A 23,485-nucleotide genomic window follows, 5' to 3' on the forward strand; every position below is an offset into this window, starting at 1 on the left:
TTAGGATAATGTAGTTCAAAAGCTTTTTCTATAAAATTTACAGTTCATCTTTTACTTTCTACAATTGGGTAATATTCAATTCTGTTTTCTAATGACATATTAGACTTTTGATCTATCAATCAAAACATAATATGTAAATGAAACTTTTATTGACTTTCACTTTTATTTTAGCATTATCTAGTAACATAACTGCACAAACAACCATCACAGGAACTGTCAAAGATTCTTCAGGAAACCCTATTCCTGGAGCAAATGTATATCTGGATGGCACCTATGATGGAAGTTCTTCTAATGACACAGGAGCTTTTTCCTTTACTACTCAAGAAACAGGTTCACAAACATTATTAATTTCATTTTTATCCTTCGAAACCTATTCATTTATGGAAGATGTTGCTACAATGAAAAATTTAAACATTGTACTGAAGGAAGATGTGAATTCTTTAGGCAGTGTGGTTTTAAACGCAGGTACATTTTCTGCTGGAGACAACAGTAAAGCTTCTGTATTAACACCTTTAGACATTGTAACCACAGCTGGAGCTGCAGGTGACTACATTGGAGCTCTTCAAACTTTACCCGGCACTTCCAATGTTGCCGAAGACGGTAGACTTTTTGTACGAGGTGGAGATGCTAACGAAACAAACATTTACATAGATGGTTTGCGAGTTTTTCAACCATTTACAGCTACAACTAATAATATACCGACCAGAGGACGATTTTCATCTTTTCTTTTTAAAGGAACCAATTTTTCTACAGGTGGATATTCTGCAGAATATGGAGATGCTCTATCTAGTGTATTACTTCTTAACACTATAGATGAACCTGATCAGGAGAAAACAGAATTTCAATTCATAAATGTAGGTATTGGTGGAGGAAACACTCAGAAATGGAAAAATAACTCATTAAGTGTAAATGCTTTTTATGTAAACCTTAAACCCTATCAAAACATTATCAAACAACGAGTAGAATGGATTAAACCTTTTCAATCTTTATCTGGAGAAGCTGTGTACCGTCATAAATTTAATAAAGGACTTCTAAAAATATATGGAGGGTTAAGTTATACCGATTTCGAACTTATACAAGATGATATTAATGTCCCTGAAGGGGTTAATTTTGGTCTTAAAAACCGAAATCTATACATAAACTCTTCATATAAGAGCAATCTGAGTAATGGTTGGAAAATTGCTGCCGGAACCAGTTTTGCAAATGACTACAATGATATTAGTATTGTAAATACAGATATTAATAATCAAGAAAACAGTTTCCATGCTAAAGTAAAACTTAGAAAGCGTTTTAGTAATCGGTTTAAGTTGAATTTTGGGGCTGAACAATTTTTAAATTCCTTCACAGAAAAAGTGGAAACTTCCGATTTTGGTAATTTCAGAACTTCAAACAATAATAATAGTACTGCGGCTTTTACAGAAGCTAATATATTCTTCAGTAAAAAGCTAGCATTACAACTTGGAGTTAGAGGTGTACACAATTCTTTATTAGAATATACTAAAATTTCTCCAAGAGTTTCTTTAGCCTATAAAACTTCATCAAGATCTCAAATATCATTGGCTTATGGGGATTTCTATCAATCACCTCAACAAGAAGTTTTAAAATATGATACCACATTAGATCCCGAAAAATCGTCTCATTATATTCTTAACTATCAGTTCCAAAAAAATCGAAGAACATTTAGAGCAGAAGGATATTATAAATCTTATGACAGACTAGTTAAATTCGACACCGACATTCCAGAATTTAACAGTACATATAGTAATCTGGGAGATGGATATGCTGCAGGAATTGATCTTTTCTGGCGAGATAATGAATCGATAAAGAATTTTGAGTATTGGGCAAGTTATTCTTATCTGGACACCAAAAGAGATTATAGAAACTATCCTTCTCAAGCGACACCAAACTTTGCAGCTAAACACAACCTTTCGCTAGTAACTAAATATTGGATTAAAGATTGGAAATCTTTATTAAGTACAACCTATAATTTTGCATCTGGAAGACCTTACAATAATCCCAATGAATCTGTTTTTCAAAATAGTAAAACAAAGAACTTCAATGCTATCAATTTTAGTTGGGCATACTTAATTAGTCAGCAAAAGATTTTATACTTCTCTGTCTCAAATGTATTAGGTACAGATAACATTTTTAACTACCAATACGCAAACAACCCTAATGCTAATGGAAATTTTTCCAGAAGAGCCATTCGACAAAATGCCGATCGATTCTTCATCGTAGGATTTTTCTGGACCATAAGTGATAATAAAACAGATAATCAATTAGACAATTTATAAACTTTAAAATTACATTATTATGAAAATTACAAAATTTGCATTTTTTCTAATCGCAATATGTTCCTTTAATTTAGGTATTGCACAAGAGTTAGAAGGACATACAATTACGGTTACAATCAATAATATAAAATCTAATGAAGGCACATTGCGTGTTGGTCTATACGATGCACAAGAAAGTTTTCTAGGAAAACCCTTTACATCCATTAGTGCAAAAGCCAAAGTAGGAAAGGTAACAGCATCCTTCGAAAATATTCCTAATGGGACATATGCAATTTCATTATATCACGATGAAGATAATAATCAAAAACTCAATACTTTTTTAAAAATACCTACAGAACCTTATGGAGTAAGTAATAACGCTAAGGGAAGATTTGGTCCTCCAAAATGGGAAGATGCAAAATTCAAAGTTACCGATAGAGGAGTATCGCAGTCAATCTCTCTATGATTTCATCAATATATCAGAGTATACCTCTAATTACATTTCATCCTTAAAAAAATACACTTCGGTCATAAATACTATAAAAAGAGGATAGCTCTGATGATATTTACACTGTAATTCAAAAACAAAACAACCATGAGAACATTACTAATTATAATTTCCTTTTTAAGCATAACAACGATTCATTCACAGACGGCATACGAAAAAGGAATGAACAAAGCTTTTGAACTATGGGGAAGCAAAAACCCTGATGAAGCAATTAATCTTTTCGAACGTATTGCCAGAGCCGAAAAAGAAAATTGGTTACCTTTTTATTATGCCGCTCAAGTACACATTATTACTACATTTGGTATTAAAGATGGTAATGAAATTGAAACCAGATTAAAAAAAGCGCAGGATTTTTTAAATGAAGCCAGGACATTCTCTAAGGAAAATGCAGAAATTTCAATTATGGAAGCTATGCTCAATACTGCATATGTAGTTTATAATCCTTCTGTATATGGCCCAACACTTTCTGCAAAAGTAGAAGAATTATATCGAAAAGCTAAAGCCCTGGAGCCAGAAAACCCTAGAGCAATGCTATATCATGCAGAATGGAAAATGGGAGGTGCTAAATTCTGGGGTAAAGACCCAAAAGCCTTTTGTCCTGAAATAGAAAAAGCTATCTTGTACTTTGAAAACGAAACAAATGACGTTCCTTTTTATCCAAAATGGGGAATGGATCAAATAGAAAGAATTCAAAAAAATTGTCAGTAACTATTTTATTATTTGAAACAAATTGAAAATAATTGATTTAATCACATGAAAGACTTTAAAAAAATAATCCTAGTTTCTGTCGTAGTTGCCCTATTTGTGGGACTGGTAACCTTGATATTAAATGGGTTTAATTTTACCAGAGTTTTTACACTAGAATGGTGGGGGATCGCTTTTATGTATTCCTTTGTAATAACCGCTATTAATTCTTATTATTTTCAATATATAAATCGTAAAGTTAATTGGCAAAATAGAGGATTACAACGTGTTCTCGCTGGTGCCTTCGGTTCAATTATAATTACAATACTAGCCTTTGCTTTTTGTGAGTATATCACAACCGTAGTGATTTTTCAAAAATACACTACAGAAGAATTTATCACTAATCAATCCTTTAACAACTATATTTTTCCGTTAGTGATCATGATGATTTTTTCATTATTCTTTCATACGGTTTATTTCTACAAGGTATTACAAGAAAAAAAGGTTACAGAACAAAAAATAATTGCGGGTACGGCATCAGCTAAGTTTGCTGCATTAAAGAATCAATTAGATCCACATTTTTTATTTAACAGTCTCAATGTTTTAACATCATTAATCGAGGAAAATCCAAGGATGGCACAAAAGTTTACCACTTCGCTATCAAAAGTATATCGATATGTTTTAGAACAAAAAGATAAAGAATTGGTTACGGTTGATGAAGAATTAAATTTTGCAAAAACTTACATGACATTGATACAATTGCGCTTCGAGGATAGTATTGTATTTGAAATTCCTGATCAGGCCATTAATCCAGAAGCAAAAGTAGTACCATTATCATTACAAATTTTATTAGAAAACACGGTAAAACATAATGTGGTAATGCCACAAAAGCCGTTACATATCAAAATTTATGAAAAGGATGGATTTCTAGTGGTTGAGAATAATCTTCAACCAAAAGAAGTAATAAAGCAAAGTAGTGGTGTTGGATTGGGTAATGTACAACAACGTTATGCATTATTAACGAAAAGAAAATTTTCGGTATACAAAACAGAAGAGGCTTTTATTGCTGAGCTTCCGATATTAACCAAAAAAATAAAATTCGCAGATATGGAAATTTCACAAACAATAGAAAACATAGAAAGCGCAAAAAAAATAAAATACGAACGCGCAAAAGAACAAGTACAAAAAATAAAAGAATTTTACTGGAATCTAGCATCATATTGCATTGTCATTCCTTTTTTAGTGTTTATTAATTATAAAACCACTGGTTTTAGTATTCCATGGGTAATATTTCCAATAGCAGGATGGGGAATTGGTGTTCTTTTTCACTATATGGAGGCTTCAGGCCATCATCCTATATTTGGGAAAGACTGGGAAAAGAAGAAAATCAGAAAGTATATGGATGAATCTAAAAGTAAATATTATGACTAATAATAAAGAACAAAATGCTTATAAAAAAGCAAAAAAGAGACTAGATGAAGAAAGAGGCTTTTATATGCATGTTATTATATATGTGGTTATGAATATAGCTATTACCATATTTCAATATGCTTTAGATGGAAATAAAGACTGGCTAATATGGGTTATTACACTTAGACCTCTACTATGGGGGATAGGATTACTATGTCATGGTCTTTGGACATTTAGAAGAAATATTAAGTGGTTTAAAAACACAATATATAGTAAACAATGGGAAGAACGTAAGATTATGGAGATTATGAAAGATGATGATTTTAAATTTTAAATCTATTACAATGGAAAATTTTGAACAACAACGATACGAAAAAGCAAAAAAAAGAGTAGAAAGAGAAAAGGGATTTTATTCACATTTAACGGTATATATTATTATAAATCTCGCTCTATTATTTATTAATTCTGATTTTATAGATGAAGGTTTTAACAACTGGTTTCAGTGGCATCTATATGCTACTCCATTATTTTGGGGAATCGGTTTGTTTTTTCATGGAGTTTCAGTATTTGGGAAGAACAGTATTTTTAATAAAGAATGGGAAAAGCGTAAGATTAAAGAATTAATGGACAAGGATGATTTCTAGAAACCAAATAAAAAAGTTATGGATAATCACGAAGACTTAAAAGCTTATGAAAAAGCTAAAAAAAGAGTAAAAAATGAAAAAGACTTTTTTGGTCATCTAGTAACTTATATCGTAATCAATATCGCCATATTCTTTTTTAAACAAAAAATTCTGATGCTTATTGATGTAGATGTAAAAGATAAAGACTTTCTTTCCTGGTGGAGTTTTGGCAATCTTGCAACGCCTGTCTTCTGGGGTATTGGATTATTTTTTCACTGGCTTTGGGCTTTTCAGAAGTCTTTTATCTTTAACAAAAAATGGGAAGAACGAAAGACCAAAGAATTTATGGATAAAGAAGATTATTAAAAACAATCTAAAAAATATATTATGAAAAATTTTAACGAACAAAAAAGATATGAGCGTGCCAAGGAACGTGTCGAGGAATTAAAGAAATTTTATAATAACTTAATTTCATATATAGTTATCATAAGCCTTTTGGCAGGGTTAAATTATTATCAAAACGAATGGAGTCATGCTTGGTTTTTGTGGGCTGCATTTGGATGGGGAATCGGAATTGTATTTCACGCCATCAAAGCTTACAGAGTAAACCCTATGTTTAACAAAGACTGGGAAGAACGTAAAATTAGAAAATATATGGAAGAAGAACAGGATGACCAAAAGCAACTTTGGGAATGAAATATTGTATGATTTCAAAAGAATAAAACAAAAAATCAACTAATATACCTTCTTCAACTTTGCTTCTCTGAAGTTTTGTAATTTATAAAAAAATGAATGTAATAATTATCGAAGACGAAAAACCAGCTGCAAGACGCCTTAAACGAATGCTTGAAGATTTAAATATAGAAGTGCATACTATGTTGCACTCTGTACAAGAATCAATAGAATGGTTTAGTACTAATGAACATCCCGACCTTATTTTTCTAGATATTCAACTTAGTGATGGCTTATCTTTTGAAATATTTGATGCGATCACTATTAAAAGCTCTATAATATTTACTACTGCTTATGATGAATACGCCCTAAAAGCATTTAAGTTAAATAGTATCGATTATTTATTGAAACCAATAGATGATGAAGATTTGGAGATAGCTGTAAATAAATACAAAGAACAACTTCCTGAAAAGCAGCAGTTACAAGTAGATTTTGAAGATATCAAAAAACTCCTTATAAACCCGATGGATCGTTCATATAAAAAACGATTTACTGCCAGAGTTGGACAACATCTAAAAATATTTTCGGTAGAGGATATTGAATGTTTTTATTCTGAAAACAAAGGAACATATCTTCATACCACCGACAATAGAAATTATCTAATTGATACTACTTTAGAATCCCTGGAAGAAGAATTAAACCCTCAGCAGTTTTTTAGAACTAGTCGAAAATTCTATATCAATATAAATGCCATTAAAGATATCATTTCGTATACTAATTCGAGATTACAAATAAAATTGAATCATTTTAATGAACAAGATATTATTGTAGCACGTGAACGAGTAAAAGATTTTAAAGAATGGCTAGAATAATTATAAAGAAAAAACCTTCTGGATAAATTCCAAAAGGTTTTTTCTTTATTTCATAATATTAGTTTTGACCAAAACTAAACAGGATTATTCTATCATAATTTTTGTCATATTAACTTCATTATCCAAAGTAACTTTTGCTATATACAACCCGATTCTTAATAATCCTTTTACATGACTTAAGGAAACAGAATTTCTTCCTGCCTCAAGACTTCCCAACTTTTCACTAGCAACTATCTTACCGGTAAGATCTGCAATCTCGAGCGATGTAGAATTAACGTTCTTAGATGTACTTATTTCTAGATTTAAGTTATCTACAGTACTTGGGTTTGGGTAAAAAGAAATAGTGTTTTTCAACTCTGGTTTTTCAATAGATAAAGATTTGTTATTATTTAGACCAGCTATAGTAAACTTTTCCCAAGCTCCTATAACATTTCTATTACAATTCATTGGACCATTACCATTTTCATGACTTACATATTTACCATTATTACCTCTGATAGCATATACATTACCACCTTGTGACACTAATGTAAACTTTTCCCATGCTCCGACAGAAACTCTAGAACAAGTCATAGCCTGTAGCCCATCTTCAGAACTAATGTATCTGCCATTATTTCCCTGAATACTTACTTGTCCATTACCTTCTGATTTTACTGTAAATACCTCCCAAGCTCCCGGGTTTGCTCTATTACAAGTGATAGGGCCAATACCATTTTCGGAGCTCACATAAGTATTAATTCCTTGTCCTCTAAACGTTACATTAGTATCAGAACCACCACCAGTATTCTCAATAGTACCTCCTCGCCATACTCTGACCCAATCAACCTCCAAAGAAGCTAATGAGCGACCAGGAACGGCGGCAAATTCTGGCACATTACTTGGTTGAAATCCTCCAAAATCCTGATTGGCATTCTGTACATTTCTAGTATGAGGAGAAGATGAAAATATAAGGTATAAAGGAAATGGATCGTTAGCAGCATCTGCTGGCTGATCTGATGACATATATTTTACTCCGTCATAATAAAAATCAATTTTTGTCGGAGTCCAATGCATACCCCAAACATGCCATTGAAATGCATTTCTACTTTCTGTAGAAGCTCTGGTTGATGTAATATTACTTTTACCATTAATATTTCTTTTATCAAAATAGTGGTGAGAAGTTGTTGCTCCTCCAAAAAACTTTTTACCAAAACCACTATATTCCATTAAATCGAATTCTGTACCACTAGGCCCAGGAGCTCCATTTCTAAAATTTTTCCCCCATATCCACCAAGTAGGCCAAATATCACCTCTATCTGGACCGTCAATACGTAATCGAGCTTCATAATAACCGTATCTGTTGTTTCCGCTAAAACCAGTTTTAGACTCTAACCATCCTCCTTGAGATACGCTATTACTTGTGAACGTATTTCTAATTTTTAAAGTTCCGCCATTTACTTCTGCTTTATTAGGCTTAAAAGCTACATCATTTCTCACATTCCAGATATTAGTATTAACAGAGCTTCCCCCAAACTCATCTGCAAATACATTAGTCCATCCACTTCCTGGTGGGGGCTGAGAATGTACATTTAAACCCATTAATAATAGTGAAATAATGAATATTGACTGTGTAATTTTCCATTTCATGATTAAAAAGTTTTAATTTAGTTAGTGTGTGTTATCTTTTTTAATTCACTTATAAATTAATATCAATTCTCACTATTTCTCAATTTTTTAACACCAAAATCACAATACCTTAATTTAAATCTTAAATAAATTCAATAATCACAAAAAATCACCTTTCCCTATTATTAAAAAGAAGAATCATATGATTTAAAAAAAACAAAATCAACACAAAACACTAATAATCAAATAAATAACTAAATATGTTTATAATAAAATCATCACTTTAATTTATACACAGATATATAATTATCTTTGAAAATATCAATGCTATGGTCAAATACGAAAACGATTTCGTAATTTTTTTTAAATAATATTACGACTATTCAAAAAATTGAAAATAAGGCTATTATTTTTTTTGATTTTCTTTTTAGAGATAGACCATTGTGCAAAAAAGCCAAAAGAAAAATCTACTCTTGGTTTCTTTTGAGAAAAGAATTAGTGTATTTATAAAAGCACCTATTTTCTTTTTATATCGCTACATTACCAAAATATTGGTATCTGCTAGTTAGATGGCTAACAAATAATAAAAGTACTCTAGTTGTATTTATTTAAATTCATATAAAACTTAAACTATTTACAATGACAAAGAGGTTGCTTTTTAGACAACCTCCTTAGTACTAATTCAAAAACAACAATTCAATTTTTTAAGGTCCCTGTTAAACTTGTTTTTTTACCATACAATTTTTGCGATATTCCATTTAGATAACTTTCGCGATTTACCCCGTCCAAATTATACATCACAAAAGCTCCATACCCATCATTTTTTGTTCTTTGCGCAAAATTACTTGCCGTAGAAGAAGGTGTTTGTGTAACATCAACTGCTGCTGCAGACAGTTTTCCTTTTCCTAATCCTGGAACTGTAATATTACTATATGATCCATAAAATGGTTGAAAACCATAATCTAAAAACTGACCCGCTTTTTTACCATTCGACATCATTTGATTAACAGATTCTCCTATACGATAATAGGTAATTATTTTATTACTAGGCATAGCAGCTCTTAATTCTTGTAGTAACCAAATAAATGATTTATTATTAATAGCTGGTCGTCCTGATATAGTTTCATATTTTGCAAATTCATCATCTAAGTCTACTCCATCTAATCCATTATTCTTAACCACATTAGCTACTTGTTTCGCAAATTTTTTAGCTGCACCTCGTGTAGGAAAATTTGAAATACCAACTGCCTGATGATTCCCTAAAATCGAAAGCAGTACTTTAATCCCTTTTCTTTGTAAAGGTTTGATAGTTGTATTTCTATTCCTTAATACCTTTGTCACATTGTTATTCATAAATAATACATGTGTTCTAGATGCATTTTTGTAATTAATATTAGCAGCAAAAATTACAGCAATATCAATCATTGGTTTTCCATTTGGTAATGTATAAGCTATTGCATTTTCCATAGCATTATCATTCACTTCTATATACATTACAGATGCTGGGTTTTTTAAACCATGTGCTTTTACTTCTACCTCATTGAATTCTTCTTGATTAACCTGTTCTTCATTAATTTCATCTTTAGAACATGATAGTGCTAAAAACATTAAAAACAAGACAAAAACAGTTCCTTTAATTTTTCTAATTTGTGTGTACATATTTATTGAGTTTTAAAAGTTACTTGATCATTATTTTCTAAGCTCTCCATACTATAATCATGAAAAATTCAGAAAATTTGTGCATCGCACAAGTAAATAAATTGATAATACGATAACAGTTGGTTAATTGCGAGAAAACTTTTAAAGTTTCTAACAAGAAGTTTTTACATCAAATAAAATATATTCTTATACTGTATTTGATAGATACGTTGACAATATATTTGATCTAGTACTTATTCTCCCAAAAAAAAAGACGAATGACGAATCAAAAACGATGAATGTAGATTAAATTCTTTAAAAATTTAATCATACAACTATTATCTATAGTGTTTTTAGAATTTAAAAAAGGAAAGAGAGTTTCTTGTATAAGAAAGAATACAACATAGTCCATATTTTTTATAAAATAACTATGAATAAAATTATGAAGCCTCTTTTCAAAAAAATGAAAGAGGCTTTTTTTGTCCATTCCAAAATCAGATCATTAATCATCGATATGAAATTTGTGTTTACCTATGGATTGCATTTGAAGAAGATGCTGGAAGCTCTTTTAAAAATTTAACAACAGTTCGTAAGCTTAACCCTAGTCTTAAAAATATTCTTGAAAATTTCATAATACGTTTTTCTTTATATAACGTATGAATACTTTTGAGCCCTACCCTATCCTCTAAACTTTATCATTATAGAATAATGAAAAAAAGTTTAGCCATTACCGTATATAACTACAATGAGGCATATTTATTAAAACTATATTTTAATATTCCCATTTTCTTTTTTTATTCAATTCCTCTTCTGCCTCTAATTCTTCTTGAGGAATCACTTTTAGAAAAGAAGGGTGTTGTTCTATAGCAAATTCTAATTTACCTACAATATCATCTGTAGTGTCATTTTCATAATCGATATCCAGCGGTTCCTTGATAACCATTGACTGTAATATTCCACGCTTTTTAATTCGAATACCTTTTTTATCAAAAGATCTTCTAAATCCATCAATAACTATAGGAATGACAATAGGTTTATATTGTTTTATAATATGGGCAGTTCCTTTTCTAATAGGCTTAAACGGTTTTGTTGTTCCTTGTGGAAATGTAATTACCCATCCATCTTCTAAAGCCCGTGAGATATTAGTAATATCGCTCATTTTTACCTGACGATTAACATCTTTTCCTTTATCTCTCCAGGTACGTTCTACTGTTATCGCTCCAGCATATGCTAAAATCCTTGCTAACAGCCCAGCTCTCATTGTCTCTTTTGCCGCAACATAATAAAGATTCATTTTTGGTTGCCACAAGTATCCCACATTTTTAATCGAATCTGTACGTCCGCTTAAACTAGCATTAAATACATGAAACATTGCTACCACATCTGCAAAATAGGTTTGGTGATTAGAAACAAATAGAACACCATTATCTGGAAGGTCTTTAAAAACTTCACTTCCTTCTATTTGTAATTCATTAAAACCTCTATACCGTCTATGCGTTAGCCCTCCCATGATACGGATGAGCCATTTTTTTAGAAATAATATATGACCAAATGGATTTCTTTTAAATAATCCCATATGTTTTAGAAAACTCGTTGTATTAAGAACGTCAAATATACAAAATCATAAGGCCATTGACTGCCTTATAGAGATTTTAAGCTCGCTAAGCATCATCGCTGTTGCACCCCAAACCACATAACCATTTAATTCAAAGGAAGGTACCTCTATATTTTTCGCATAAGATGTTGACAATTTTTGTGGGACCACGTTTCTTTCATCCAATAATTTTGATAATGGTACTTCTATGATTTTTGCCACCTCTTCTTCTTGTGCTACAAAGTCGGGACGGTTTTCTGTAAAACCTAAAAACGGATGCACCCAAAAATTAGATGGAGGAATATATACTTTTGTTAAAGTTTTAATGACTTTAACTGTATTTGTGTTTACGCCTACTTCTTCCTGAGTTTCACGTAATGCAGTTTCTTTATAATTTAAATCATGTTGTTCTACTTTCCCTCCTGGTAATGCAATTTGTCCAGAATGTACTCCTTCATAATCTGGTCTTAATATCAAAACTATATGAGTAATCCCTTCCTTGGGATAAAAAAGCATCATAACCGCAGCATTTCGAGGATTTCTTTCTTCTATTTTAAGTTTATTTAATTCTTTTATTCGAAGATCAGGAGCCATAATAAAATGCGAAGATTCGCCCGGTACTGACATTTTCTTTATTTTTGGAATTAAATTTTTAAATGTTTCAAATGTCATTTACCAAATCAATTTTATGCTTTTGCGTAAGTATTATCTTATTCTCTAATTGTGAAGATACACATTCTAAAAAAAACAAGCAGAGTACAGAAAGAAATAAAGATACTATCAGGATAAAGGAAACAAAGAAAATAAATGAAGAAGTTTCTTCTAAGGTAAAAGCTGATATAGAAGAAAAAATCTATAACGAAGAACCATTTAAACTTTCAAACAAAAACCTAAGAGAATTCATGAGTGCCTATGGTAAAGAGAATCCAGAAACTTTGGTTAACATAAAGACAACATATGGTGATATACATATAAAATTATATAAAGAGACTCCTATACATAGAGCAAACTTTATTTATCTGGTTAAACAAAAGTATTTTGATGAGACTTTTTTCTACCGTGTAGCCAAAGGATTTGTTATTCAAGGAGGCAATAGTGATCGTCAACAAACCGCAAACAAACGTTTTGAAATTGGAGAATATACTATCCCCCAAGAGCCGGTAAAAGGCCTTAAACATGTTCGTGGTGCGGTTGCCCTATCCAAACAATGGGTGGATAACCCTTCTAATCGTTCTACACCTTATGAGTTTTTTATTGTAATTGCAAAGAAAGGAGCTGCTCATTTGGATGGAGAACACACTATTTTTGGAAAAGTTGTTAAAGGAATGAATGTAGCTGATAAAATATCTAATGTTCCTGTCGATGGAAGCGAATGGCCTAAAGAAAATATTTTTATAACAGCCGAAGTCATTCAATAGGTTTGAGGTTTGAGTAATAAACCTTAACACTTAAACTGTAAACTGTTTTACTTTTTTAATATTCCATAATTTAGAAAATTCTTGATTTATTAAATGCCTGAGAACACTTGATTAAAAAAGCAAACAAAAATCAAATAGATTTAGAACCTATAACTAGCCTTAAGCAAAGCGTATCTTGGGAGCAATCTATATGCTGTACTTGAAATGTTGGTATCGCTCACCAAATAATTTCTAAAACTTTCTGTATTTAACAAATTGTTTCCAATCAAAGAAAAACTTAGAGCTTTGTTATTTGGTTTGTAATTGATCTCAAAATCTATAAAATTATAAGTGTTGTCATCATTTTCTAAATTAGTAAAATAATAACGTTCTGATTGTAATTGTAAGTTTAGTTTGGAACTAACTACAAATGAAAGGTCAAGAAAAGATGTGTTTTGTGTTGCAGTATTCGTTACACTTGTTGTCTCAATTTCTGTTGTATCCCAAGTTGTGCCAAAGTGATAATTAAAAATCCCTCTAAAACCAGATCTTATTTCAAAACCATATTTGTAATTCTGATTTTCTACTGATCTTAAATCTGTACTGTTTACTATATTTTTAAATTCTGCCTGCGAATACGAAAATTTAATTTTAATATTATTCCTAATGAATCTTAAATATCGATCTAAACCAGCATTAATTCTATAAAACTCTCTATCAGGAATAATCAATTTTGTGGTTTGTATAACATTTTGAGTGATTATAGAATTAGTACTTAAAAAGTCTTTGTCTTTAATATATGATAATGATATGTTAGCGATAAAACGATCTCCAAAATTACCAAGATTATATCCCGCAAATATCCTGATAGAATTAAGTTGATTAAATTTTCCCGTTCCTCTTGAAAAATTTCTGTAACCCGTACTTATATAATTACTGTAAAGATCTGATATGTTGGCATTAGAATTAGAGTTTTCAATATATGTAAAAGCTCTATTTCTTTTATTAATCTCCCAGTCAAAACTTAATTTTGAATTTACTAAAACAGGAGACTCCTCTACTTTCTGATTGGTTTCATCTAACATATTAAACAACTGGTGTCCTTCTAAATTGAAACCTATACTAGTATTATTTAACTTTTTTCTATACCCTGAACTCAAATATAGATCGTGTGTCTGATATTTAATACTATTTTTATATTCTTCTGGGTTAAGTACTATGTTTTCATTTTCTTTTAGAAAAAAATCAGAAAATAATTCATCTTCTCTGAATTCGTAACCCACACTAAAATCTAGTAAATCTTTATTCTTTTTTCTATCTAGTACATGGGCTTTTATCCCAGTGTACTTAAATTCATTCTCACTAAATTGTTGTATTCTATTTACTTCTTGAACAGCGGGAAATAACTCTTCAAATAAAAATTGGTTGGTAGTATACTCCTGAGGTTTTTTCTCATTAATATATCTAGCTGTTAACAATAGCACCTTATTATCTTTAAACCTATTACTATATTTAACCATATGATCATGCAACGCATTGGTATCATCTAGCTCTTCATTATTTTCGAGATCGTTGAATACTAATAGCGAACCTGTCTTTACTGATGATCTATTATATTTTCCTTCATATTCTAACATCTTGGTTTCTGAGATGTCATAGTTCAACTCGACTCTTCCAAATCCAACATTGGTCGTTTTACCTAAAGCATAATTTTCAGTATTGGTAAATGATGACGTATTTATAAAAAAAGCATCAAATCCTTCTCTAAAAAATTTAGTGTTATCTGAATTAAATAAACCGAGTACTTTAAGATCTATTTTAGAGGATAATTTAAAAATAGAGTTTAAAGAGACTAACTCTGCGTTATTAAAATTTGTTCTTGACTTCTTTAACCCTGGTACTTGTGCACTCAAAGTAATCAAAGAATATACTCTTTGATTCTCTCCTACCATACCTGGTTCATCATCATAATTTTGAGCTTCGATTAAACCTCGTACATCATCTGTTACATCTTCACCAATATTATTAAGGCTTCCTAATAAGAAGTATTTATTTTTTTTACCAAAACTAGACACTGTTGCATCCACATCGTACCTATCCTCTGAAATTACTCCGTAACCAGGTGATATACTCCCGAACCATTCTCTTTTAAAATCTTCATCGAGTTTTAGATTAAGTGCTACTTTTTCACTTTCTTCAATCCCTTTTAATAGCTTATTGTTGGAGTATCGTCTTAGTACCTCAACCTTATCCACAGCATCTACATTTAGGTTTTTGGTCAATAGTTTATATCCTTTTTTAAAGAAATCATCACCTTCTACCATTACCTTTTCTACCTCTCTGCCATCTACTTTGATTGTGCCTGTTTCTGAAACATCGACACCAGGTAATTTTCTAAGTAAATCCTCTACAACAGCTTCTTCTCCCTGTTTAAATGAGGAAGCATTAAAAACAATGGTATCTCTTTTTTCTGTTATCGCTCTTTCTGATGCAATAATCACTTCGTCTAACTCATATGAGGTCGCATATAAAACGGCATCTTTTTGGATGGCTATATGGTCTTCTAAAGTAACCTCAACATTTTGTGTAGCGTACCCTAACCCTGAAAAACTTAAGGTAAATTCTCCTGTAGCATCAGACTGTAAAACATACTGCCCTTTTTGATCTGTATAGGCAAAAGCAATAATGGTTTGGGAATCTTTTTGTTTTAAAAAGACATTAGCGGATACAATAGGATTAGCGATAGAATCCTTAACTGTACCCGAAATCGTAGATTGGGCAGATAAAAAATTGCCTAATAAAATAAATACTAGGCAACTATAATAAGATAATGTTCTATTTTTGATCAAGATATAAAATATACTTCTAAAACTATTTAAAAATCTCCAAACTAAGATCCTCTGCTTTGGGGCATTCATCACAATCTCGTTTTAATTGTGTTCCTCTTGGAAGAGTAGAAAGCAACATTGCTTCAAAATTCTTTTGCCTATTTTTAATGGCTTCAATATATTTATCCATAGTAGACATATTATCAACCATAGGTGAAATCAATCCATCCTCAATTTCTTTAGTCTTAACATTTACACTCAATTTAGCAACCCTAAAGCTAAATTTATTTCTATCCTCATCAACTTGCAAAATTAACCCAGGTAATCCACCTAATTTCCATGGACCAAAAGATACTGGTATGTCAGTTGTAAACCAAACTGTATATTCTCTTCCTCTAAAAAGTCCAATTGCTTTTTGACAAGAATATTTCCCTATTTTTTTTCTTTCTTTTGACAACTTCCATTTAATATTAGCTACGTCTTCTTTTACAATGAACATTTCACGAACTATCTCTTCCTGAAAAAGCATTGTTTTTTCTTTCAAATCAGTGTATACATAATCCCTAGGAGAATCTGAGTCTATAACTTTTCTTTGTATCATTTCACCAGTTGTTTCCATTACACCAAGATCATCTATATTATCAATACGCTCAGCTCTTCCATTAGCTACGAAATTTGAAAATTGATTATTAAAATAAAGTAAATATGGTCTAACAAAAGTGGTTCCATCAGGATTATTAATCACAAAATTATAATCAATTATCCCATTTATCTTTCCTTGCGCATTTGCGGAATAATTAATTACTAATGCTAATACTATGTATATTATTTTTTTCATTTTTATTTTATTTTAAACCGTTTCTGTATAAAATTTATTCTATAATTTAATTATTTAACATGGTTGATCATGAATTATAGTCATGAGTACACCATTCTCATATACGTATATATCTTTCGTACAAAAATCTTCTTCAACATTTATCTCATTATTACTATTACTTGTAGCATATGTTGCATATGCGCTTAATACGATTCCTAAGGTTAAAATGATTTTTTTCATAATATTATTAATTTTAAAATTAATGATTTGTTTTTTATTATATAATTACAGAAACGGTTTTCTTTTTTATTCAATCCAAAATCAATAGCATTTTTATATAGTACTTCTATCTTATTACAATAAGAAATAAGTACATACCATCAATTTGATATTGATTAATAAAATTTATGTTGAAAATCCGATTACTGGGTAGGATAGTTGTATCGAATAATGTTACAATAGTACTACATTTTTTTGATAGAACGTATACGGTTATCGCGTACAATATTTACGCTACAATGTAATTAATTAAAAATAAGCGAAGTAGAATAACAAAAAACAGAATACTAAATAAAAAGTATTCTGTTTTTTGATCATCATCAAAACCACCTACTATTCTTCAATAGTATCATTACCCGATGTATTTCTAGATGGTGGTCGGTATAATTCTCGTTTGGCAGCTTGATCTTCGAATACATTATCTGCTGCTGCATTGATCTTACGCAATATTGCATGCAAATTGTTTAATCGTTCTACACGATCTGCTGTATCTACAGTACGTGTTCCTTTTTTTTGTTCTTGTTCTTTATTAGCAACCCGTAAAGTTTCTGCTAATACCTGTGATTGATCGAGCAACTCAGCAGGTGCCCCTGCTTTTTCAAGTTCTATGTAATATTGTTTAATGGTATCTTTAAGCCCTTCCATATATTGGATCATCTTGGTTTGATTATCTTTTATTTTAGTAAACCCACCGATACCAAATTGTTTTTGTATGGCTTTTTTGCCAGGAAACGCATCTAACACCCAATATTTTAATCGTTTAAAATACTTCTGGCAAGCTTGCATAGCTTCTTCTACAACCTCTGTTTTTTGTCTTAATTGTGCCAGGTTAATGTTGTCTCCTCCTTCTGCCAGGGCATTATCTACCATTTTTTCAAGAGTAGTCAAAAAATCCTGATTTAATTTTTTATCAAATGCAGAGAATGCCTTAATATCTGCTTTTAAATGTTCTGCGGTAGTATCTCCCCATTCTAATAGCGAACTGTCACTATATGGATAGTTTCTTCTTGACATATTATATATTTAAGTGGTTAAAATTACTTGTGAATATACAATAAAGTTTATATTAACAAAATCTAGGTGATCTCTTATGTAAAGTAAAAAGTGTGTAACCTTTATATTGTTATTTTGGATTCCAGCCTACGCTGGAATGACAAAAACATTGCAAAATGTATTGCTAAAGATCAATACTAAGTTGTTATTTTTTTCTATTATGTTGCATCTCTTACTCTATTTGTTTTCAACCTTATTCACCATGTTGTAACTCTTATCTTACTTGTTGTAGGTCTTACTTGATCTGTTGTAGGTATTGCTCTACTTGTTGTTAATTTTACTTGATATGTTGTAGCTTCTACTCTACTTGTTGTCAGCTTTACTTAAAATGTTGTAGGTATTACTCTACTTGTTGTTAGCTTTACTTACTATGTTGTAGGCGTTACTCTACTTGTTGTTAGCTTTACTTACTATGTTGTAGGTATTGCTTTACTTATTGTTAACCTTACTTGATATGTTGTAGGTGCTACTCTACTTGTTGCAAAAAAACCTTAGTATATTGTCGATAATTCTCACTTTATATTTTCCAAGCTCCAGCGTCTAGCTTCATAAAACTGTCTTCGACAAGATCAGACTGACAAAGGATACACTGTTTTCTTCTAACTTCAGTCTTCCAACATCTTTCTTCTTTTCGTTTTTCACTTTAAACTTTTCACTTCTTTATACTTTTACCTTTAAAGCTTCTGCGTATAATAATTATAATCTGCTATTACCTTATCCACAAATTGTAATGGTTTCTCCTGAGGGGTCACATCCATCAAAGTACTTACTTTTTTTGAAAGTTCCAGAATGATATTATGATCTGCATTTCGTCTTGCATCGGTATAAATGGTTTTGATTTTTCGCATTTCTTCATCACTAAAAACTGTAACCTGTGGATATACCGCTATATAATCGTCTGGGATATCAACAAGTATAGTCTCATGAAATTGTACCCTTTGTCGCTCACTAATTATGGTCGTACCTGCAGCCATATCTCCTAAACGTTGCCCTTTTCCTCCCAATAAAATAGAGACTACCGCTATTCCTCCAAAAGCAAAAGAAATATCCAACAAACGAAGTAACCATCTAATTAAATAATTAGAAAAAGCAGGTCTTGACCCATCTAATTTTGCCACCTTTATTTTCATTGCTGCTTTACCTGGAGTCTTACCATCCCAAAATGTTTCCCACAATAAAAAATATAAAAAAACCGGCAAACTTAAAACTAACCAATATGTCCATTGATCTCCAGGATCCAATCCTAAAACCCCAAGAATAAATATAGTAACAATAAAATACCCTATAATAATTAAGAGATCAATAAGATATGCCAATATTCGCTCTCCTATTCCAGCAGCATTTTGCTGTATACTAACATTTTGAGCCGTTTCTATTTGAAAATTATCCATTAATTATGTTTCTTTGAACCTCTTAATTGATCGATACATGCGTGAGGCAGCTTTTGTGAAGCAAAATAAAGATAAATGGTTAAAATTTGAAAGTGTTCTGGTTAATAATACCCAAATAACTCCAGATGAGCTTTCTAATTTATATATTGAAATAACGGATCATCTTAGTTATGCACAAACATTTTACCCTAATAGTCAAACACTTAACTATATAAATAGTTTAGCTTCAAGCGCACATCAAAAAATTTACAAAACAAAAAAGGAGAAAAAAAATAGGTTATACTCTTTTTGGGTCAAAGAATTTCCTTTAGAATTCTACAAATATCAAAAACAATTACTCATTACTTTTTTAATTTCTGTTCTATTTACTGCAATTGGGGTTTATTCATCTGCAACAGATGGCGCATTTGTAAGATCAATATTAGGCGACGGATATGTTAATATGACTTTAGAGAATATTGCTAACGATGATCCTATGGCCGTATACAAAAAAATGGAAGAAACCAATATGTTTCTTGGTATTACTATTAATAATATTAGAGTAGCCTTATTATGTTTTTCATTTGGTGTATTATGTGGTATTGGAACTATTTACATACTGATGAGTAATTTTATTATGCTTGGTTCTTTTCAATACTTTTTTTATGACAAAGGATTGCTTTGGGAAAGCGCTCGTACCATTTGGATCCATGGAACCATTGAAATATCTGTAATTATAATAGCAGGTTGTGCTGGCTTGGTCGTCGGAAATTCAATTTTATTTCCAAAAACATATACTCGGTTAACTTCTTTTGTAAGAGGAGTAAAAGCAGGATTAAAAATTGTAATCAGTACAATTCCCTTTTTTATAATAGCAGGATTTTTAGAAGGTTTTGTTACAAGACACACAGAAATGCCAGATTGGCTGGCAATTATTATCATATCAGGATCTTTAGCTTTAATCCTGTTTTATTATGTTATATACCCCAGAATACTCTATAAAAAATTAGCAAATGAACAATAACTACATAGAATTTAAGAAAAAAAGAGAATTAGGAGATATTATCACAGATACCTTTGCCTTTATAAGACAAAATGGTAAGCACTTGTTATCAATTTTACTAAAAACTTCGGTAATACCATTCGTATTACTTCTATTAGCATCTGCATATTACACCCATACTTATGCTAATGTATTTGACCCAGTAAGCCTATCACGAGGAGAGCTTTCGGATATGGGAATTTTATTGATTGCATTAGTTGCAATGTTTGCTATGTTATTAATTTTTTATGGTGCCCTTTTCGGTACTGTTTTGCACTACATAAAAAACTATATCGAAGGTAAAGGTGTGGTGAATTCTGAAACTGTAGTACAAGGAGTAAAAAATGATTTCGGTAAAATTATCGGATTAGGAGTTCTCTCTGGTTTAATTACTTTCTTCGGAACCTTATTATGTGTCTTCCCTGGTATATATTTATATGTTCCTATGAGTCTTGTTTTCTCCATATTAATATTTCGAAATTCTAGTGTTTCAGATGCTATAAGTGATAGCTTTAATCTGATAAAGAATGAATGGTGGATTACCTTTGCTACTCTTTTTATTGTTGGGATAGTGATATGGATTATAAGTATGGTATTTTCTATTCCTGCAGCCGTCTATTCGTATACAAGATTATTAACATCTGCCTCTGAAGGTTCTATGGTAGATCCTACGGCAATGATAGATTGGGTCTTTATTGCTCTAAATACGATATCATCTGCCGCACAATATGTATTATATATTATAACCGCAATTTCTACAGCATTTATTTATTTTAACCTGAACGAAATAAAACATGCTACAGGAGCTTTGGAACAAATAGATTCACTAGGTAACAACAAATAATTTGAAAATTCTTTATTGCTTTTTATTTTTCATCTCCTTTTCCTTATCTGCTAAGATTCAAGACAGCACGGTTACTTCTATAGCGCAGGAAATAGTATATGATCTTGATTCTCCCAAAGAAATCATAAAATTGGATGATCAAAAAATACAAGAATTTCAAAAGCAAGATGATTTCAACTATACAGAATACCAAGAACCCGATAATTGGTGGACTCGATTGAAAAAATGGTTTAACCAGCTTTGGAGAAAATTTAAATCCTGGTTTTTTGGGGTTGATGAAATTACAGGTTTTTGGGCAATCATATTTCAGCTACTACCATATTTATTAATTATTGGTATATTATTTTTATTAAGTTGGTTATTCATGAAAGTGAATCCCGGTGATATGCTTTTAGAAAAACAAATCCCTCCTCAAGTGGAGCTTACAGAGGATGAAGACATTATTCAAAATAAAGATATTCAACAATTGATCAATCAAGCATTACAAAATAATAATTACAGATTAGCTATTCGGTATTACTATCTATTTGTTTTAAAAAAATTATCTGATTTAGAATTGATCACATGGGAAGCTCAAAAAACAAATACCGATTATACCAAAGAAATATCGAATGATATCATAAAAAAGCAATTTAAATCCATAACCAAATTATATGATTTTATCTGGTATGGTAGTTTTGAGGTCAATGAAAAATCATATCTGCAAGCAGAAAAAGAGTTTAAATCTATAACCAATAGCATACAATCTTAATTTGATGACAAAAGGATCCAAAATATTTATCATCATCATTATAGGGCTTATTGCATTCTTAACGTACATGGAGGCTAGTGAACCAGCTCCCATTAATTGGTTTCCTAGTTATTCTAAAACAGATAAAATTCCTTTAGGTACTTTTGTTTCCTATAATTTAATTAAAGAAGCATTTGATAACAAGGGGCTTAAAGACATTAATCAGCCGCCTTATGAGTTTCTTACAGATAATAATAGCATAACCGGAACTTATTTCTTTATTAATGGTTCTGTAGGTTTTGATAAAAGTGAGCTGGATAAAATATTAAGTTGGGTAGAAAAAGGAAATACTTTATTCATTTCTTCAAAAAATATTGGGTATACACTATTAGATACTCTTAATATAGACACTGATAATTTGTTAGCTCTTGATGATATTAATACCAAACCTCTTGTTGCATTAACCAATACCAATCTAAAAAATGAAATTCCATTTTTATACGATCGAGATATTAGCAACCCTTATTTTAGCAAAATAGATACCATAAACACAACGGTTTTAGGTGTTTCTCAATTATACAATGACACCTTAGTCATAAAAGATCCAGAAATCAATTATATCAGACAATCCTTTGGGAATGGTCATATTTTGCTTCATACTTTTCCCGAAGCATTTGGAAATTATTTTATGCTAAAAGAAAATAATTATCAATACACTCAAAATCTTCTGGCGTATATCAATCCTAAACAACAAATCCTCTGGGATAACTATTATAAATCTGGAAAAACATTTTATACCTCTCCACTTTTCTTTCTTTTAAACAATCGTTATCTTAAATGGGCGTATTATTTTGTTGTTATTGGAGTAGTATTATTTATTCTTTTTGAAGGCAAACGAAAACAGAGAAGTATTCCTATAATTACACCGCTAAAAAATCAAACTTTATCTTTTACAAGGACTATTAGCGGTATGTATTTTGAAAAAGAAAAGCATAAAGAAATAGCAACAAAACAAAATCTATTATTTTTGGATTACGTGCGTAATACATTAAGAATACCAACAGATACTTTGGATGAAAAAACCTTAACAGATATTGCCGCCAGAAGCAGTAATACTATGGAAGATACCAAAAACTTATTCAAATATTTTGAAGAAATAAATAGAAAACCAAAGATAGAGAAAGATGAATTAATATCGCTATATGAATTGATTACCAAATTCAAAAGTAAATCTTAATCATCA

23 protein-coding genes are annotated in these 23,485 nt (G+C 30.8%); 14 read left to right on the forward strand and 9 right to left on the reverse strand.

Annotation, left to right across the window (positions count from 1 at the left end; all coding sequences use genetic code 11):
- Positions 1–137 precede the first annotated feature (137 nt).
- From FOF46_RS04110 to FOF46_RS04150, 9 genes are all read left to right on the forward strand, one after another.
- Positions 138–2,294 carry a TonB-dependent receptor gene (locus tag FOF46_RS04110; RefSeq protein WP_143915552.1) on the forward strand — a complete coding sequence of 719 codons (2,157 nt, stop codon included), beginning with the start codon at positions 138–140 and terminating at the stop codon, positions 2,292–2,294.
- Positions 2,295–2,313: 19 nt separating this feature from the next.
- Positions 2,314–2,739, forward strand: coding sequence for a DUF2141 domain-containing protein (locus FOF46_RS04115; protein WP_143915553.1), 426 nt, complete (start codon positions 2,314–2,316; stop codon positions 2,737–2,739).
- A gap of 129 nt (positions 2,740–2,868) precedes the next feature.
- Positions 2,869–3,489 carry a hypothetical protein gene (locus FOF46_RS04120; RefSeq protein ID WP_143915554.1) on the forward strand — a complete coding sequence of 207 codons (621 nt, stop codon included), beginning with the start codon at positions 2,869–2,871 and terminating at the stop codon, positions 3,487–3,489.
- A 45-nt stretch (positions 3,490–3,534) separates the two neighbouring features.
- Positions 3,535–4,896 (forward strand): 2TM domain-containing protein, encoded by a 1,362-nt coding sequence (locus FOF46_RS04125; protein WP_109434581.1) that lies wholly within the window; start codon positions 3,535–3,537, stop codon positions 4,894–4,896.
- Entirely contained in the window at positions 4,889–5,209 is a 321-nt protein-coding gene (locus FOF46_RS04130; protein WP_160114040.1) for a 2TM domain-containing protein, read from the forward strand. The genes FOF46_RS04125 and FOF46_RS04130 overlap by 8 nt, the downstream gene beginning before the upstream one ends.
- A 10-nt stretch (positions 5,210–5,219) precedes the next feature.
- Positions 5,220–5,519 carry a 2TM domain-containing protein gene (locus tag FOF46_RS04135; protein ID WP_109434687.1) on the forward strand — a complete coding sequence of 100 codons (300 nt, stop codon included), beginning with the start codon at positions 5,220–5,222 and terminating at the stop codon, positions 5,517–5,519.
- Between the two features lie 18 nt (positions 5,520–5,537).
- Positions 5,538–5,864: a 2TM domain-containing protein gene (locus FOF46_RS04140; protein ID WP_109434579.1), complete on the forward strand. Its 327-nt coding sequence runs from the start codon at positions 5,538–5,540 to the stop codon at positions 5,862–5,864.
- Positions 5,865–5,885: 21 nt separating this feature from the next.
- Positions 5,886–6,194: a 2TM domain-containing protein gene (locus FOF46_RS04145; RefSeq protein ID WP_109434578.1), complete on the forward strand. Its 309-nt coding sequence runs from the start codon at positions 5,886–5,888 to the stop codon at positions 6,192–6,194.
- Between the two features lie 92 nt (positions 6,195–6,286).
- Entirely contained in the window at positions 6,287–7,042 is a 756-nt protein-coding gene (locus tag FOF46_RS04150; RefSeq protein WP_109434577.1) for a LytR/AlgR family response regulator transcription factor, read from the forward strand.
- A gap of 84 nt (positions 7,043–7,126) precedes the next feature.
- Here FOF46_RS04150 and FOF46_RS04155 read toward each other — a convergent pair whose 3' ends face one another.
- From FOF46_RS04155 to FOF46_RS04170, 4 genes are all read right to left on the reverse strand, one after another.
- A complete protein-coding gene (locus tag FOF46_RS04155) occupies positions 7,127–8,668 on the reverse strand; it encodes a T9SS type A sorting domain-containing protein (RefSeq protein WP_143915555.1) in 1,542 nt (513 codons plus the stop codon).
- 675 nt (positions 8,669–9,343) lie between these two features.
- Positions 9,344–10,306 (reverse strand): endo-beta-N-acetylglucosaminidase H, encoded by a 963-nt coding sequence (locus FOF46_RS04160; protein WP_143915556.1) that lies wholly within the window; start codon positions 10,304–10,306, stop codon positions 9,344–9,346.
- 751 nt (positions 10,307–11,057) lie between these two features.
- Positions 11,058–11,861 carry a lysophospholipid acyltransferase family protein gene (locus FOF46_RS04165; protein WP_109434574.1) on the reverse strand — a complete coding sequence of 268 codons (804 nt, stop codon included), beginning with the start codon at positions 11,859–11,861 and terminating at the stop codon, positions 11,058–11,060.
- A 45-nt stretch (positions 11,862–11,906) separates the two neighbouring features.
- Positions 11,907–12,506 carry an NUDIX hydrolase gene (locus FOF46_RS04170; protein WP_244299565.1) on the reverse strand — a complete coding sequence of 200 codons (600 nt, stop codon included), beginning with the start codon at positions 12,504–12,506 and terminating at the stop codon, positions 11,907–11,909.
- Between the two features lie 38 nt (positions 12,507–12,544).
- Between FOF46_RS04170 and FOF46_RS04175 the strand changes: the two genes are divergently transcribed.
- Complete coding sequence (locus FOF46_RS04175) at positions 12,545–13,297, forward strand: peptidylprolyl isomerase (RefSeq protein WP_167571741.1); 753 nt, start codon at positions 12,545–12,547, stop codon at positions 13,295–13,297.
- Between the two features lie 140 nt (positions 13,298–13,437).
- Here the strand turns inward: FOF46_RS04175 and FOF46_RS04180 are convergent, their stop codons facing one another.
- From FOF46_RS04180 to FOF46_RS04195, 5 genes are all read right to left on the reverse strand, one after another.
- Positions 13,438–16,194: a carboxypeptidase-like regulatory domain-containing protein gene (locus tag FOF46_RS04180; RefSeq protein ID WP_143915559.1), complete on the reverse strand. Its 2,757-nt coding sequence runs from the start codon at positions 16,192–16,194 to the stop codon at positions 13,438–13,440.
- A complete protein-coding gene (locus FOF46_RS04185) occupies positions 16,148–16,942 on the reverse strand; it encodes a GLPGLI family protein (RefSeq protein WP_143915560.1) in 795 nt (264 codons plus the stop codon). Before FOF46_RS04185 ends, FOF46_RS04180 begins: the two co-directional genes overlap by 47 nt.
- Positions 16,943–16,996: 54 nt before the next feature.
- On the reverse strand, positions 16,997–17,164 hold the full coding sequence (locus FOF46_RS31345) for a hypothetical protein (protein WP_167571742.1): 168 nt from the start codon (positions 17,162–17,164) through the stop codon (positions 16,997–16,999).
- 372 nt (positions 17,165–17,536) lie between these two features.
- The gene (locus FOF46_RS04190; RefSeq protein WP_143915561.1) at positions 17,537–18,217 is read right to left on the reverse strand and encodes a hypothetical protein; all 681 of its coding nucleotides are present in this window, start codon (positions 18,215–18,217) and stop codon (positions 17,537–17,539) included.
- A gap of 713 nt (positions 18,218–18,930) precedes the next feature.
- Positions 18,931–19,647, reverse strand: a complete 717-nt coding sequence (locus FOF46_RS04195; RefSeq protein WP_143915562.1) for an RDD family protein — start codon at positions 19,645–19,647, stop codon at positions 18,931–18,933.
- Between the two features lie 37 nt (positions 19,648–19,684).
- Here FOF46_RS04195 and FOF46_RS04200 point away from each other — a divergent pair, with 37 nt between their 5' ends.
- Genes FOF46_RS04200 through FOF46_RS04215 form a run of 4 tightly spaced genes read left to right on the forward strand, consistent with a single transcriptional unit; the run spans position 19,685 to position 23,479 of the window.
- Positions 19,685–20,650, forward strand: coding sequence for a stage II sporulation protein M (locus tag FOF46_RS04200; protein WP_143915610.1), 966 nt, complete (start codon positions 19,685–19,687; stop codon positions 20,648–20,650).
- Positions 20,640–21,512 (forward strand): hypothetical protein, encoded by an 873-nt coding sequence (locus FOF46_RS04205; protein WP_109434570.1) that lies wholly within the window; start codon positions 20,640–20,642, stop codon positions 21,510–21,512. The genes FOF46_RS04200 and FOF46_RS04205 overlap by 11 nt, the downstream gene beginning before the upstream one ends.
- A gap of 1 nt (position 21,513) precedes the next feature.
- On the forward strand, positions 21,514–22,263 hold the full coding sequence (locus FOF46_RS04210; protein ID WP_143915563.1) for a DUF4129 domain-containing protein: 750 nt from the start codon (positions 21,514–21,516) through the stop codon (positions 22,261–22,263).
- Positions 22,264–22,267: 4 nt separating this feature from the next.
- Complete coding sequence (locus FOF46_RS04215) at positions 22,268–23,479, forward strand: DUF4350 domain-containing protein (protein ID WP_143915564.1); 1,212 nt, start codon at positions 22,268–22,270, stop codon at positions 23,477–23,479.
- Positions 23,480–23,485 lie beyond the last annotated feature (6 nt).

This window comes from Aquimarina algiphila, from assembly GCF_007489275.1.
Classification (GTDB): domain Bacteria; phylum Bacteroidota; class Bacteroidia; order Flavobacteriales; family Flavobacteriaceae; genus Aquimarina; species Aquimarina algiphila.